This window comes from Sinorhizobium sp. NFACC03 (assembly GCF_900103435.1).
Lineage (GTDB): Bacteria > Pseudomonadota > Alphaproteobacteria > Rhizobiales > Rhizobiaceae > Ensifer.
Genome location: NZ_FMXF01000019.1, coordinates 38211 through 52752 on the forward strand (window position 1 = coordinate 38211; position 14542 = coordinate 52752).

A 14542-nucleotide genomic window follows, 5' to 3' on the forward strand; every position below is an offset into this window, starting at 1 on the left:
GAAACGCACCGATGAACGACCATGATGGAAGCGCTGGATCGGCTGTATGAGTTTGGAGACGGCATCAACGCAACCGATCGGCCCTAACGCCTTTGGTCACCTCATCCAATCAAGTGGGCCGGCCTCAGATGCCGTTTGGCTTGATCTCTATCAAAGTGACCGGACCGCGCTCGTCAGCCAGTCGCACCAATGGGCACAAGCCGTCACTGCCAGCGGCAACTACCGATGCAGCCCGCAGTACTTCCATTTCGCCGACGGTGCCCAAGCGGTATTGCCCCTATTTACCAAGGGTGTCGCCTCATTGCGTTACGCTTGGTCGCCACCGCCGGCGTGGGGGTTCGGTGGCCTGCTTTCTGACGAGGGAATTTCGCCCGACAAGTTGCGTTGCGTTCTCGCTCATCTTGAGACGTTGCCCTATGTCGGCCTTAAAATCCGACCAAACCCTCTTTTAGCGAATATCTGGGCTGAGGCTGTCCGCCCTGGCTGGGCGACCGTTCCCCGTCTGGCGCATGTCGTTGATTTGGCCGGAGGGATGGAGGTTGTACGGGCGCGCTTTCGCTCTAATGCTGGAACGAACATCCGACGCGCCCAAAAATGTGGCGTTGTGGTGGAAGCAGGTAACAGCGATCGACTGATCGATGAGTTTCACAGCCTGCTCGAACTTTCGTTGCTGCGTTGGGCGCGCAAGCAGCATGAACCTGCAGTACTTGCACGCTTCCGTGGGTTGCGCCGTGATCCACGTTCAAAGTTCGCCGAAATGGCGAGCCATCTCGGCGAGGCTTTTCGGCTCTATGTGGCGCGCATCAACGGCCGGCCCGTTGCCGCAATATTAGTGCTCATGCATCACCAAGCCCATTACACGCGCGGCGCGATCGATGAGGAGCTCGCTGGCGAAAGCCGCGCCACATACCTGCTTCAAGCCCGGGCGATCGAAGATGCCTGCCGGCTCGGTAGTACACATTATCATATGGGCGAGACTGGGAATTCCGCTTCGCTCGCCCAATTCAAATCTCGCTTCGGCGCGGTCGCCATCCCCTATGCGGAATACCGCTATGAGCGACTTCCCCTCGCAAGCCTCGACAGTTTCGCCCGAAATACAGTCAAACGCGTGGTGGGGTTTCGTGATGCATCTTAGGCAATCGATCACCATCACCGCCGTACTCCTGTCTCTCTGTCTCGCAACATCGGCGGCACGTGCTGACGGACCGGTTCCGATCGCTGCCGAAGGTTCGTGGCGGATGATCTTTGAAGATAACTTCGACGGACCCGAAATTGACCGGGAAAAGTGGACCACCTGTTATTGGTGGAACAAGGACGGCTGTACCAATCTCGGCAATGCCGAACTGCAATGGTACCGACCAGAAAACGTCACTCTGTCCGAAGGCCTTTTACGGCTCACTGCTCGACGACAAAAGGCCAAGGGCATCGAAGACCGGACTTTCAACTACACCTCCGGCATTGTCACCACGGGGCGCGACTACGACGAACTGCCTCGTCCCTCGCGTGTTCGGTTCCGTTACGGCCACGTTGAAGTCAAGGCAAAAGTTCCTGCGGGCAAGGGGTTCTGGGCCGCGATATGGCTTCTGCCGGAGACACGCAAATCCCGTCCGGAAATCGATATTATGGAGGTTCTGGGCGATTCATCCTCCACGTTGCGAATGCACTATCATTACCTTGACGCGGCCTCTGAGAAGAAAAGCGTCGGGAAGGACGTCGAGACATCAGACTTGACGGCGGACTGGCACGTCTACAGTCTGACCTGGGACGCGGACAAGATCATTTGGTACCTCGACGGCAAGGAGGTCTGGCGACACACGGACGTCCCGACGATATCCAGTGAAGAGATGTACCTGCTCCTCAATCTGGCTGTTGGCGGTGAGTGGGCGGGGTCTCCATCGAAGTCTACGAAATTTCCCTCCGCATACCTCGTCGACTACGTACGTATCTGGCAGCGGGACGACGGCTGATGTTGCAGCGTAACAACCACGACCACGTCAACTTCATGGCCCGGATCTCGCGGGCCTATCCAGCGTTGGCTGCGCTTGCCCACTCGTCACTCCTCAAAAACGGCTACGCGCTGATCGCGAGCGCCGGGCTCACTTCAGTGCTCGGACTCGCCTTCTGGGGCTTGGCTTCCCGCCTTTACTCCCCCGAACAAGTCGGGCTTGGGGCAGCACTCATTTCTACCATGCTGGCGCTTGGAAACATCTCGCAGCTCAACATGGGCAACTTTCTGAACCGCTATCTACCTGCGACCGCGAAGGAGGGTGTCCGGCGTCTGGTGCTTTGGGCCTATGCATTAGCCGCCATTGCAGCGGCTTTTCTTTCCACGCTCGCCATCATTTTCATCTCCCGTATCACACCCGAATTGGGTTTCCTGCGAGAGCAGCCCATCTCATCCGCAGCCTTCATGGTCGCAACGGTCGCCTGGACGCTCTTTGCCCTGCAGGATAGCGTGTTAGCGGGCTTGCGGCGGGCGACGGTCGTGCCCATCGAAAACGCCATATTCGCCGTTGCCAAGCTTTTGTTGCTTACACTATTTGCAGGCTCCTCCATTCTCGGTGCTGGGCTCTATGCGGCGTGGATCTTGCCGCTGCCACTCTTGTTGGCCGGCATTAACTGGCTGATTTTTATCCGTTTTCTTCCGCAACACCGTATCAACGGCGACACCCAGAGAGCTGACCGCAGAGCGCTCACTCGATATTTTGGATGGGACTATCTGGGTACGCTCGCCTCAATGACGGCAATGGGCATCGCGCCCCTCGTCGTCCTGCGTTATGGCGGCTCGGCCAATCTTGCTGTCTATTATATCAGCTGGGAAATCGTCTACGGGGTCTATTTGATCAGCCGTTCGATGGGCGTCTCCCTCTTGGCAGAAATCGCGTTCGATAAGTCGAAATTGCATCGGCTCGCCGTAGATGCCTTGCTCTACACCATCGCGCCATTGGCAGCTGTTGTGTTGGTGCTGATCATAGGCGCGCCACTTCTGTTGACGGTGCTCGGTATCGATGTCTCGTTTACAAATTCGACGCTGCTGCGCCTACTCGCTATATCCTGCCTGCCTTGGAGCCTCGTCACGCTCGTTCTCGCCGTCCATCGTGCGACGGGTCGGACACAGGTTGTTGCACTGGCACAAGTCGTAACGTTAGTCGTTGTGCTTGGTCTTGGCACTCCGCTTGTCGTCGCCTATGGCGCTCTAGGGATGGCGGCCGCGTGGCTGATCGCCCACAGCTTAACGGCGGTCGGCCTGTTAGGCGACCTGTGGCGCCGTCTCGGACCGTCCGGTCGGATCGATCTTACATTGCGTTTGTTATCGTCGCTGGCGCGGATCTGGAGCAATGTCGCACCGCGGCGGCATTCAGCGCCGCCACTAGAGGCGTCAATTGCGAGCTTCTGTTCCGCCACCGGGCTTGCAATGCCAGCTGCGCAGTCCGTGCGGGAGTTTTACCGTGAAAGCGACGTGCGAACAGGCATGTTCCGGACGGATGACGCTGCGAACGAACTCCTCGTCTTCAAGGCATCGACCTCGCCAGAGGGGCACCGAGCAGTTACCCGCCACATCGAACGCAGCCGTGAGCTCGCCGCCAATCCCGCGTTCCGACACCTTGATTTTGCGGTTTCAACGATTATCGCGAGTTCTGTTGACCCATCAGCAGCAAAGCTCGCCGAGCGCGCGTTGCCGGGTGCCGACGGACGTTCGGTTTTTGCCATGTCTGAACAATACCTTTCCGCACTCACCCAAGCGATAGACGCCATCCACATAATGCACTCGCGCACAGGAACAAAAGAGGTAATCAACCAGGATTGGCTGGAAAGCTGGCTCTATTATGGATCCGATATTGTGTGCGCATCGCAATCGCATTTACTCGGCCCGGCGTCGCGCGCAGAGGCACTTTTTGTCTTTCAGGCGCAGCAACGCGAGTTCTGGAGCGGTCGTTCGTTGTCTCTCAGTCTCGGCCATGGGGATTTCGCCCCCGGAAACTTGCTTTTCACGTCCGGCCCAGATGAAGCTGATGTCCGCTTGAGTGCTATTATTGACTGGGAGACCGCCACCCAGGATACCCCGCCCGGCCTTGACGTCATCTTCCTGTTGCTGACCGCGCGCGCATTGCGCAGCGGCGAAGACCTGGGTTTCGTCGTACGCCGTTTTTTGGAAGTGCCGCAATTGTCACCCGAGGAGATGAAAGCCATGGCACCAATGCGTGCCACACTTGAGGAGAGCTACGGTGCACTTACGGACCCCGCCGTGTTGCGTGCGCTTTGCGGGTTGGCGTGGTGGCACCACATTGCGACCAATTTGACCAAATCGTCTTGTTTTGCTGATAAAGCGCTATGGCTGGCGGTCAATATCGACCTCGTCCTGGCCTGGTACGGCGGTAAGGTGAACGCGGCACCGCACACACTTGCGGTCGGCTGCCTGCGGAGACAAAAGCGCAGTACAAGCGCGACGTCGTCCTACCTCATTCCTGCCGGCTCCGCGAAGAGGGGTAGCAGGTAATGACTGTCCTTGCCCGCGTCGAAGACATGCCATTGAACACTGACGCTGACACAGTCTCCAAGCGATATGACGTAGCCCTCGCCGCTATACTCTTTGCGACGCTCCTCCTTTGGGCGATATCGTTGCCTGCGATCGAGCCCGATCGGATGACCGACGTCGGCTTGGTTTCGGTTTTGCCCAGGAGCTTCTTTCTGTCACTGGCGTTGCTAGCAGCAGGTTTTGCCTGGCTGGTATGTGCTGGGCGTACCGCTGGCCCCTTACCCGTCTTCTATCTGATCGCGCTCGTCATCGTCCTTCACGCGACCCCGCCGATCGTTTACGGAACATTGCGCTATTCCTGGGCCTGGAAGCACCTCGGCGTCGTCGACTACATCCAACGTTATGAAGCCGTTGACCGAAATGCATCTTTCCTCGCGGCCTATCACAATTGGCCCGGGCTGTTCGCGGCGACGGCTTGGTTGGCCGACCGCTTCGGCTTGAGATCGGTCGATCTCGCGCCAATCGTAAGCTTCACCCCGCCGGTCCTTACGCTCGGGCTTGTCGGGGCGTTTCTGGGAATTGCCAAACGCCTATCCGCAGATCGCCGCCTACAACTGACGGCCTGTTGGCTATTCGTGGTCGCCAACTGGGTCGGCCAGGACTATTTTTCGCCGCAAGGCGTGACGTTCCTTTGTTACCTCATTCTCATAGGGCTATTTCTTGGCCCCTTGCGCAAACGCGAAACGACATGGGCGGCGCAGCGACCTGGTTTTCTGTATGTGCTCGGCCCTGTCTCACGCCCGATCGGGCTACCTTCCTGGACGGGCAGCCGCTTTGTGCGTACCTTCTCCGCGTTGCTGGCGATGGTGCTCATTTGCGTGGTCGTGGTCACGCATCAGCTGACGCCTCTCATGATCATCCTCGCGGCGGTATCCCTGACCGTACTCGGATGGCTTTCGCCTGCCTATCTGATGTTTGCAATCGTCGCTGAAATTGGATGGCTTCTCTGGCCAGCGGCCCCCTTTGTCTACGAGCAAATTTTGAGCGAACTGGCCAGCATGGGTACGCTGTCAGAAGCCACCAGCAAGCTCGCGAATGTGGCCGACGTGAGTGCCGAACGTGCCTGGGTGGTTTTGTTCGGGCGCGCGCTTTCGGCAGGCGTCATTGTCCTTGCGCTCCTCGGCGGTTTGCGTCGGCTCTTAAATGGCCACTGGGACCTCACCGCCGCCGCACTCTTGCTCTCACCAATGCCGCTGATAGCGGTTGCGTATGGCGGAGAGTCGATATTTCGCGTTTACCTCTTTGCGTCGCCCTTCCTTGCCTTCTTCGCTGCCGCCGCGTTCTTTCCGTCGACCCGGGCGGGAAAGCCGGCCTATGTCTTCCTGCCGCTTGCTATCGTGCTTCTTTTTTCGACCATCGGTTTCCTATTCGCAAACAATGGCAAGGACCGCGAATACCGCTTTGCGCAAGATGAAGTCGCGGTGGCCGAATGGCTCTATCGCACAGCTCCGGAGGACACACTCCTCATCGAAGGTTCGCGTAGTTATCCGTCGCAGTTCATGAACTACGAGAATTTCTACTATTTGGCGATTTCGCTGGAAGCCAAGTCAACGCGAGAAGAAATTGCCGCCGACCCATCAGGTGTCTTTTTGCGGTGGATGGACAATCCCCAATGGCGTGACGCCTATGTGATTCTCACGCGCAGCCAGAAAGCTTCTCTCGAAGCCAACGGGCAGTTGCGGCCGGGCGACTTTGACCACATCGAACGGGACCTGCTGACCTCGCCTCGCTTTAAGCTGGTGCGGGCATCGACCAATGCGAAAGTATTTCGCTTGCTGCCCGCGACTGCGGACGGCAGCACCCCAGGCAATCGGTACCATTGAGCGGAGCTCAGCCAACATCAGAAATGTGTGTCGCATCGGAGCGCACATTATGGTGTGGTCATGCGTGGCGCCGCAACAAGGCCTTTCACGCTATTGCCGCCCTTGCGTAAGCAACAGCGCCAGTCCAGCGCGAAGATCCGTGCGGCATCGATGGTCGAGCTCTGCTTGGAGCGCTTGGGTGCACCCTTGAGAACGCCTGACTTCGCCGAGCAGTCCGTCCACGTAACTGATTGCGCATTGTGACTTGGTTTCTTCGATCATGATCCGCGCGAGCTCATTGATCGATGTCTCGACCCCGCTGCAAACATTTAAGATCCGAGCACCGTCCGGAATCCGCTCCGCTGATCGGATAAGCGCCTCGACGACATCGGCGACGTAAACGAAATCACGGGTCTGCTTGCCATCGCCGTAGATCACGATGTCCTCGTTGTTTCCGAGCCGCTGCGCAAATTTGGTGATCACGCCGGAATAGGGTGACTGCGGATCCTGGCCCAGTCCGAAGACGTTGAAGAAGCGAAGGCCCGTCGTCGAGAGACCATAGACTTCGTAGGCGGCTCGGGCGTGCAATTCGCACGAAAGCTTGTCGGCGCCGTAGGGCGAAAGCGGAACGCACTTGCCGTCCTCCGAGAGCGGCAGGTTCTGGCTGGCCCCGTAAACAGCGGCTGAGGAGGCGTAGACTATTGTTCGCTTGGTGCCAGACTTCGCAATTTCCTCAACCAGATTTAGGAACCCGGTGATGTTGATTGCGTGAGAATACGTCAACTCTCGATTGCATTTTTCGACCGAAGCGACCGCGGCCAGGTGGATGCAAGCATCGACACCGGAAAGGGCACTTCGAACGACCTCTTTATCCAGAATAGAACCGTTGATGAACGTCGCTGCCTTCGGCACATTGTCGCGCTTTCCTGAACTGAGGTCATCCAGCACCACAACGTCTCTGCCAGTTTCCAGCAATCGCCGCGCCAGATGCGCACCGATGAACCCTGCCCCCCCGGTAACCAAGATCGTTTTCAACCCGTTTCCCCCCATGACTTTTTGGTCTCGACGAAAGTTATCGCGGCAGATAGCCAACCAAAATGTGCAAATGAGTTGCGAACGAAACCAATACCTTGCTGTCTCTGCGCCACCACCGACACTCTCGGCGTCTCCATTCAATCCTCCATTTTCGCTACCCAGCAGTCAAGTCACCGATCCCCCACATCCTTCTTGCTCGCGTACGGGTAGCAGACGTCGAGAGCGGGGGACTCCGTCAATATGTACTCGTCGCGACGCCATGCGAAGCGCTAAATCCTGGCTGCCAAAACTTGAGGGCCGTTCCTGCTCGCAAACTCGTTGTGGATTTACTCGGTGCCGGGGGGGGGCGCGAATGTAGTCTGCGCCCTCTTTCCTTAAATTAAAACATACGTAATATATATTATGCGGAAGTTTGTACTGCCGAAGTGAATTATGGGTTTTAGCTTCTTCGCGGACCGACGCTTAAGTGTCGGATTTCACGCGATTTATTTGCATAAAATGATTTTCTTGTTCTTGCGTGTCCACTCTTCTTGCGTATTGGGCCAATGCAACACACTTACGACAACCGGATCGCACCCACGATTTGCTATCGCGTCACAAGCCCCGCACCGCGTGACGCGTGGAAGCAATTGATGAACCATGATCCGGAGGCGATGCCTTATCAATCGCCAGAGTGGAACAATGCAATCTGCGCTGAGGGCAGGCTCAGGGACATTAGCCGCTACTACCAGTTCGAAGACGGGTGCCAGATCCTAGTTCCGCTCGTGACCGTGACGGCCATTGGTCCCGTGGACCTTGTTGCGGGGTCGTATCCCGATGGTTGCGGTATGGGCGGGGCTATCTGCTGCGAGAACACGACCAGCCGCCACCTCAGGGAAGTCCTGAAGGATCTCATGGCTTTGCGTTTCCTCAGCATTCGGATCAGGCCCAACCCATTACAGGGAAAACGATGGTCCGAAGCGGCGGGCGGCCTTGGTCTGATGACGAAACCGCGACGCGCGCACGTTATCGATCTCAAGGATGGTTTCGATCACGTCTACAGCAAGCTCTTCACCAAGGCGACAAGGGTGAGTATCCGCAAGGCCGAGAGGGAGGCCGTTGTCGTTAAGAGCAGCAGCAGCGGCGAGTTGATTCCGTTGCTCCACCGCTTGCTTGAGACGTCGGTCAAGAGATGGGCCGAACAGCACAACGAACCGCACTGGCTGGCGAAGTTTCGCTTCGGGAGACGGGATCCCATCAAAAAGCTCTATCGGATTCAGGAGGCGCTCGGAGCATCCTGCAAGGTCTGGGCAGCGTGGGTGAACGGACAACCCGTTGCAGCGTCCCTGGTCTTGATGGGGAAGAATGTGAACGACGCGCGCGGCGCAATCGACCGGGTTGCATTGGGTACGTCGCGCGCCAACGATCTCCTTCAAAAGCTCTCCATCGAAGATGCGTGCCGGGCAGGCTGCCGTTTCTATCACCTTGGCGAGAGCGGCAGTTCGGCCTCACTTTCACATTTCAAAGAGCGCTTTGGCGCGACACACTACGACTACTCCGAGATATTCATCGAGCGCTTCCCGATTTCGCGAGCCGAATACCTGCTTAAATCAGGCGTCAAGCGAGCGATCGGTTTCAAGGACTGAACCCGCGTTCGTCCCGTTCACCGCGCCCCGCCCATTTAACGAGAATGGCCGGGGGCCGTTAAACGGGGCAGAAGTTTGGGTCACTTATCCGCATTGAATAGCCGCGAGCGCACCAACAAATCGGCATTTGACCTCGGCAAGAAGCCGGAAATGGGTGCCGAATGGATGGCCTGGATGGCCCCCGAGGAGTTGCCCACCCGCGCAACTGTCGGCGTTGCCGATCTTGGCCGCGACACGCTGATCGAAGTCGTCGTTTCGACGTTCAAGTGACGCCTCGGTCGTAACGGCACTCTGCGGGGCCCCCGCGTCCCGCAGAGTGCTCCACTTTCATTCGCACACCGGCCACATCGCAGGCCCCGATTTGTCAGCTGGCTCGCGGGCCTTGCGCGAGTGTCGGGGCCATCGTCATTGGTGTATCAGCAACCAATTGCGCGTGCCCATCCGGCCGCGCGCCGCGCCGCTTGCGTCAACACGGGCTTTGGTGCCTTGTACCATTCATCTTCAGGAAGGTTGCGCCTATCGCGAACGAAGTCGATCGCGGCTTCCAGGGTTGGGAACTGCTCTGGCAGTGTAAGATGCAGAAACAGCGACACGACGGCTACGGAGCGCGAACGGCCGCCGCGGCAATTGACGAGAACCCCACCGCGCTCGCGCCTTGGGTAGGACGGCTTTTCCGGCAGGATCTGCTCCAGCGCAGCGCGTAGGATATAGTACGCCGCCAACATCTGGGTATCCGGATTCCCGTCCCCGTCGATCAGCCCGACCTTGTAGTAACGGATCTCACCCGGACCATGGACACTGTTGCGATGATCCGAGACGGGTTGCGGCTGGCGGACGAAATTGAAATCCAGGTTGACCGCGCAGTTGATGACGGTGGTAATGCCATTGCTGCGTAGGAGATCGAGATCGCTCGCCCCCTCCTTGCCCGCGATGAAGATGTCGACGCCATAGGCCGGATGCTTGGCGTATATGAGGCTGAGCTTTGGCAACTCGCTGCTGGTCTTTTCGGTTGTAGGGGTGTCGGTCGCGCTAATTTGCATGATTTCCTCATAGGTAGTCATGGTGCCAGGACCTTGGCAATACGGCCATCCGAAATGGCCATGGCGACACGGTTCAAGGTCGGATATTCCGCGCCGGCGCCGTAGGCCACGTAACCGGGGCACAGATAATCGGCGGAACCGGCCGGCACCTTGCCGAGGGTCAGAGGCACATAGCGGCCGCCGGCGTTCTTCAGGATCAGCGTGGCGGCCGCCACGTCCCATGCATTGACGCCGAAGCCGGCGGCGGCATCGGCGAAGCCCGCGGCCACATGCGCGATGCTGAGCGCGGCGCTACCGGGCCTTCGCAACGTCGAGAAGGTCTCGACCAGATCGCCGAAACGGCGAAGCGCGACATCCTGCCCATCGAGGCGAAAGTCCCTGGAAACGGGATATCCTGTGATCAAGGTCGCACGGTTCTCATCGCTGACCGACTTTGAGACGATGACATGCCCATTCAAATAGGAGCGCTCGAGATCACTCGCGAAGAGCATGTCGGCGACCGGGTCGTAGACGATCCCTGCCACGACGGCCCCAGCCTCGACCGCAGCGATCGACACGCACCAGAAAGCAAGCCCTCTGGCGAAATTGGCCGTTCCGTCGATTGGGTCGACATACCACTGGATGTCACCCTTGCCGATCTGGCCTCCTTCCTCACCAAGCATGGCGGAGTTCGGTTCGTTCGCGAAGATGACGTTGCGGATCAACGCCTCGGCATTCCTGTCATGGATCGTCACGATATCGTGCAGGTCGCGCTTGTAATCCACCGTCATTTCGGCGCGAAAGGCGGCAATCAGCGACGGTCCGACGGCGCGGGCAGCGCCCTCGGCAATCTTCATCAGATGACGCGAGCGGCCAAGTCGGCCCGCATCGTCCGATCGGCTCTGGCTTGCCTCCGGATAGGCGTTGTCCATGCTCTCTTTCCGTTCTTTCAGAAACGGCCGGCGCGACCCTCTTTCGTGAGGCCGCGCCGAGCCCAAGTTTCTATTTGCCGTAGTTTACTCGCCAGAAGTCCTGCCATTCCTCGCGTCGGTCGAAATCCTCAAGACCCGTTGCGGCATCGTAGGGGAACAGGCGGTCCGCCACTTCCATGATCCCCGACCGCTCGTCCGCCGGCATCTTGATATCGGAGTTGGTCGGCAGCTTGCCGTCCTTCATCTGCGGCGCAATCCCCTCTTCCGTCAGCACGTAATGGATGAAGAGCCTTGCGGCGTTCGGGCTTGCGGTCTTTGCCGCGACCAGGCCGAGCTTGGTGTATGTCCAACCGACCCATGGCTGGAGTTCCGTGCACAGCCCGAGCTTATAGCCCTTACCTTCGTTGTCGCGGAACTTGGCCGAACTCAGGAGCCCGAAGAAAGGCTCCTTCTGGCCGGCGGCGCCAACCGCTTCAGCCACCGGGTCGTCGCCATCCGTGACGAGCGGTCCGTTGTGGGCGAGCGCCTTGATCCACGCCGCCGCGGCGCTCTTTTCATTCGTCTCCAAGTCCCTGCCAAAGTGGAGCTTGTAGGCCTCCGCGACCTTGGCGTCGGCGTGTCTCTCCAATTGGTTGAACCAGTCGGTATAGGTACTCTTGGTCAGGGGATCGACGAGCGCGATCTTGCCTTTCCATTTCGCCTCCGTCAGTTCCCAGATGTTGCTGATGGGGCATTTGTCATAGGCCTCGGTGTTATAGGCCCAGACATTGGCATTGGTCGAAATCGCCAGAGGGTTCTGGAAGGCCGCCGGTATTTTTTCCTTCATATCACCGGGCAGATAGCTTTCGACAAAGCCCTGCGGCAGAAGCTGCGCGAGCGCGGCGGGTGCATCGGTGATCAGCGCGACATCGCCCTGGACATTGCCGGCCTGCGCCTCCCGGATGATCATCTCCAGCTGGCTGTTTGCCGACACTTTCACGCCCGTTGCCTTGATCCCGTATTTGGCGGTGAAGGCCTCGGCCATTTCGACGATCTTGCCTGTACTGTCATAGACGTTGATCGGTTTTTCCTTCTTCGCAGCCTCGACCAACGCTTCGAGATCGAAGGCTTCTTCGGCGCGCGCCTCAACTGCGACAGCGGTCGCAAGGGCGGCAAACGCCACCCCCATTGCCAGAAACTTGCTGTTGCCTTTTTTCATGGTTTCCCCTCCCAAGGAGACCGTTTCAAATTCACGAAGCTACTTCTGGTAGTTGATCCGCCAGAGGTCTTGCCAGGTTTCGCGCTTCTGGAGATCGTCATCGGCCGTCGCAGCATCAAAGACCATCAGTTCACCGAGGTGTTTGGAGACGCCGGAAGGCTCGTCCGCAGGCAGGGCAATCGTCCTGTTGCCGGAGACCTTTCCGTCAACGGTCTGCGGCGCGATCCCCTCGGCGGTCATGAGATACCGAACAAAAAGCTTTGCCGCGTTCGGGCTCTTCGTCTGGGCGGCGATCAAGCCAAAGCCGGGATAAAGGAAGCCCGTGAACGGCTCGACTCCGGCACAAATACCGAGCTTCAGTCCCTTGGTGACATTCTCCCGGTACTTTGCAGTCGAGGTAATTGCAAAGAACGGCTCGGCCTGGCCGGGCGCACCTGCGGCCTCGGCCACGGTCGATGAATCGGCGAGCAGCGGGCCGTTTGCGGCGAATGCCTTGACCCAAGCGGCCGTTGCGCTCTCGCCTTGCGTATCGAGCGTCTTGCCGTAGTGCGCCTCATAGGCGCGCGCGACGTCGTTGTCGCGATGAGCAGCGATCTGATTGAACCAATCCGCATAGAGCGGCTTGTCGAACAGATCGAGCATCGCGACTTTCCCCTTCCATTCCGGCTCGGTCAGCTGCCAGATGTTGGTAATGGGGCATTTCTCGTACTTCTCCGTGTTGTAGGTCCACACGTGCGGATCGGAGACGACCACCAACGGGTTGCGCGACGTCTCGGCAATGTCACCCGCAAGATCGGGCGGCGTCCAACTGGTAGCGATGCCTTCAGGCAGAATCTGCCCGACTGCGGAAGCAACATCCATAGCGAGGCTGACATCGCCGACGGCGTTGCCCGCCTGATGCTCGCGGATCATGAGTTCGACCTGCGTCGCCTCATTCACCTTCTTGCCATTTGCTTCAATTCCGTATTTTTCGGTGAAGTCTTTGACAGTATCGACGATTTTGCCGGTCACGGCATAGACTGTGATCGGCGGTTCTTTCTTTGCCGCCGCGATCGTCGCTTCAAGATCGAAGATTTCCTCGCCTTTGGCTGCGGAAGCGACGGATATAACGGCCGCCATACACAAGGCGGTGACGGACACAACCGCTCCCAGCCGACGGGACCCCATGATTTGAGTGCTCATAAAATTATCCTCGGAGCTCGCTTCACTTCTGGTAGTTGATGCGCCAGAGGTCCTGCCAGGTTTCGCGCGCGTCCCAGTCGTCGAGGCTGGTCGACATCTCATAAGGCATGACCTGGTCGAGGACGGCGCCGATGCCGGACGGTTCGTCGGCAGGCAGCGAGACATCCTTGTTCGTCGACATCTTCCCGTCTTCGGCCTGCGGGGCGATGCCTTCGGCGGTCATCACATAGTGGATGAAGAGCTTCGAGGCGTTCGGGCTGTTGGTGCCCTTGGTGATCAGCCCGACACCCGGATACATCCAGCCGAGCCACGGCTTCAGGTCCTTGCAAAGCCCGAGTTTCATGCCCTTCTCGGCATTGTCACGGAACTTCGCGGAACTCATCAGTCCCATGAACGGCTGCGATTGACCGGGCGCCCCGACGGCGTCGGCAGCCGCCGCATCGGCATCGGTCAGCAGCGGAGCATTGGCGGCAAGCGCCTTCACCCAGGCGGCGGTTGCACTGCCGTCGTCGGTTTGGAGGTCCTTGGCATAGAGCTCCTTATAGGCGGCGGCAACCTTGTCGTCGCCGTGCTTGGCCATCTGGTTGAACCAGTCGACATAGGACGCCTTGCCGAGCGGGTCCTGCATCGCGACCTTGCCCTTCCACTCCGGTCCGGTCAGCTGCCAGATATTCGTGACCGGACACTTGTCGAAGAGTTCAGTGTTGTAGGCCCAGACATTGGCGCTGGTGACCACGGTGAGCGGGTCGTGGTATTGCGCGGAAATCTTCGATGCGAGGTCCGGCGGCAGCCAGCTCTCGGCAAAGCCCTGCGGAATGAGCTGCGCCATCGCGGCCGGCGCGTCGCTGATGATCGAGACATCGCCCTGGATATTGTTGGCTCGGGCTTCGCGAATGATCATCTCGAGCTGTGCTGTCGCCTTGACCTTGGAACCCTCGGCGCCCACCCGGTATTTCTCGGCAAAGGCCTTGGCCATTTCGACGATCTTGCCGGTGCTGTCGTAGACCGTGATCGGCGGCTCCTTGCGCGCAGCCTCGATCAGCGCGTTGAGATCGAACGGCTCCTCCGCCAGCGCCGGGTCACCCAGTGTGGCGATGGCCGATGCCAGCAACGCGCGTCTGATTGCCCGTCTTGTCCTGTCAGTTTTCCGAAATTGCATCGTCTGTTCCTCCCTCAGAGCGTGTTTCGGTTTATCGCTGTGGCGCGGCCCGG

General features: G+C 58.8%; 12 protein-coding genes. 6 read left to right on the forward strand and 6 right to left on the reverse strand.

Annotated elements, in window-relative coordinates:
• Positions 1 to 46: 46 nt before the first annotated feature.
• Genes BLU35_RS22075 through BLU35_RS22090 form a run of 4 tightly spaced genes read left to right on the forward strand, consistent with a single transcriptional unit; the run spans position 47 to position 6360 of the window.
• Complete coding sequence (locus BLU35_RS22075; RefSeq protein ID WP_093234485.1) at positions 47 to 1135, forward strand: GNAT family N-acetyltransferase; 1089 nt, start codon at positions 47 to 49, stop codon at positions 1133 to 1135.
• Positions 1125 to 1967: a glycoside hydrolase family 16 protein gene (locus tag BLU35_RS22080; protein WP_286161587.1), complete on the forward strand. Its 843-nt coding sequence runs from the start codon at positions 1125 to 1127 to the stop codon at positions 1965 to 1967. The genes BLU35_RS22075 and BLU35_RS22080 overlap by 11 nt, the downstream gene beginning before the upstream one ends.
• Complete coding sequence (locus BLU35_RS22085; RefSeq protein ID WP_093234487.1) at positions 1967 to 4498, forward strand: phosphotransferase; 2532 nt, start codon at positions 1967 to 1969, stop codon at positions 4496 to 4498. Before BLU35_RS22080 ends, BLU35_RS22085 begins: the two co-directional genes overlap by 1 nt.
• On the forward strand, positions 4498 to 6360 hold the full coding sequence (locus tag BLU35_RS22090; protein ID WP_093234488.1) for a hypothetical protein: 1863 nt from the start codon (positions 4498 to 4500) through the stop codon (positions 6358 to 6360). Before BLU35_RS22085 ends, BLU35_RS22090 begins: the two co-directional genes overlap by 1 nt.
• 90 nt (positions 6361 to 6450) lie before the next feature.
• On the opposite strand, the gene BLU35_RS22095 is transcribed toward BLU35_RS22090, so the two are convergent.
• Positions 6451 to 7374, reverse strand: coding sequence for an NAD-dependent epimerase/dehydratase family protein (locus BLU35_RS22095; RefSeq protein ID WP_176907362.1), 924 nt, complete (start codon positions 7372 to 7374; stop codon positions 6451 to 6453).
• Positions 7375 to 8006: 632 nt separating this feature from the next.
• Here BLU35_RS22095 and BLU35_RS22100 point away from each other — a divergent pair.
• A complete protein-coding gene (locus tag BLU35_RS22100; protein ID WP_176907364.1) occupies positions 8007 to 8999 on the forward strand; it encodes a GNAT family N-acetyltransferase in 993 nt (330 codons plus the stop codon).
• A gap of 93 nt (positions 9000 to 9092) precedes the next feature.
• Positions 9093 to 9269 carry a RidA family protein gene (locus BLU35_RS35955; protein WP_210185153.1) on the forward strand — a complete coding sequence of 59 codons (177 nt, stop codon included), beginning with the start codon at positions 9093 to 9095 and terminating at the stop codon, positions 9267 to 9269.
• 146 nt (positions 9270 to 9415) lie between these two features.
• Here the strand turns inward: BLU35_RS35955 and BLU35_RS22110 are convergent, their stop codons facing one another.
• The 5 genes from BLU35_RS22110 to BLU35_RS22130 form a co-directional block, all read right to left on the reverse strand.
• Positions 9416 to 10039, reverse strand: coding sequence for a dual specificity protein phosphatase family protein (locus BLU35_RS22110; protein ID WP_093234491.1), 624 nt, complete (start codon positions 10037 to 10039; stop codon positions 9416 to 9418).
• 17 nt (positions 10040 to 10056) lie between these two features.
• Positions 10057 to 10950, reverse strand: coding sequence for an inositol monophosphatase family protein (locus tag BLU35_RS22115; RefSeq protein WP_093234492.1), 894 nt, complete (start codon positions 10948 to 10950; stop codon positions 10057 to 10059).
• Positions 10951 to 11020: 70 nt separating this feature from the next.
• Complete coding sequence (locus BLU35_RS22120; RefSeq protein WP_502688169.1) at positions 11021 to 12118, reverse strand: ABC transporter substrate-binding protein; 1098 nt, start codon at positions 12116 to 12118, stop codon at positions 11021 to 11023.
• A 69-nt stretch (positions 12119 to 12187) separates the two neighbouring features.
• Positions 12188 to 13267: an ABC transporter substrate-binding protein gene (locus BLU35_RS22125; RefSeq protein ID WP_502688170.1), complete on the reverse strand. Its 1080-nt coding sequence runs from the start codon at positions 13265 to 13267 to the stop codon at positions 12188 to 12190.
• 85 nt (positions 13268 to 13352) lie between these two features.
• A complete protein-coding gene (locus tag BLU35_RS22130; RefSeq protein WP_093234495.1) occupies positions 13353 to 14489 on the reverse strand; it encodes an ABC transporter substrate-binding protein in 1137 nt (378 codons plus the stop codon).
• Between the last annotated feature and the right edge of the window lie 53 nt (positions 14490 to 14542).

What these genes read in the sequence shown, in the direction of transcription:
- BLU35_RS22075 (WP_093234485.1), top strand. Translation starts at nt 47, where the DNA reads ATGAGTTTGGAGACGGCATCAACGCAACCGATCGGCCCTAACGCCTTT.
- BLU35_RS22080 (WP_286161587.1), top strand. Translation starts at nt 1,125, where the DNA reads ATGCATCTTAGGCAATCGATCACCATCACCGCCGTACTCCTGTCTCTC.
- BLU35_RS22085 (WP_093234487.1), top strand. Translation starts at nt 1,967, where the DNA reads ATGTTGCAGCGTAACAACCACGACCACGTCAACTTCATGGCCCGGATC.
- BLU35_RS22090 (WP_093234488.1), top strand. Translation starts at nt 4,498, where the DNA reads ATGACTGTCCTTGCCCGCGTCGAAGACATGCCATTGAACACTGACGCT.
- BLU35_RS22100 (WP_176907364.1), top strand. Translation starts at nt 8,007, where the DNA reads ATGAACCATGATCCGGAGGCGATGCCTTATCAATCGCCAGAGTGGAAC.
- BLU35_RS22110 (WP_093234491.1), bottom strand. Translation starts at nt 10,039, where the DNA reads ATGCAAATTAGCGCGACCGACACCCCTACAACCGAAAAGACCAGCAGC.
- BLU35_RS22115 (WP_093234492.1), bottom strand. Translation starts at nt 10,950, where the DNA reads ATGGACAACGCCTATCCGGAGGCAAGCCAGAGCCGATCGGACGATGCG.
- BLU35_RS22120 (WP_502688169.1), bottom strand. Translation starts at nt 12,118, where the DNA reads ATGGGGGTGGCGTTTGCCGCCCTTGCGACCGCTGTCGCAGTTGAGGCG.
- BLU35_RS22125 (WP_502688170.1), bottom strand. Translation starts at nt 13,267, where the DNA reads ATGGCGGCCGTTATATCCGTCGCTTCCGCAGCCAAAGGCGAGGAAATC.
- BLU35_RS22130 (WP_093234495.1), bottom strand. Translation starts at nt 14,489, where the DNA reads ATGCAATTTCGGAAAACTGACAGGACAAGACGGGCAATCAGACGCGCG.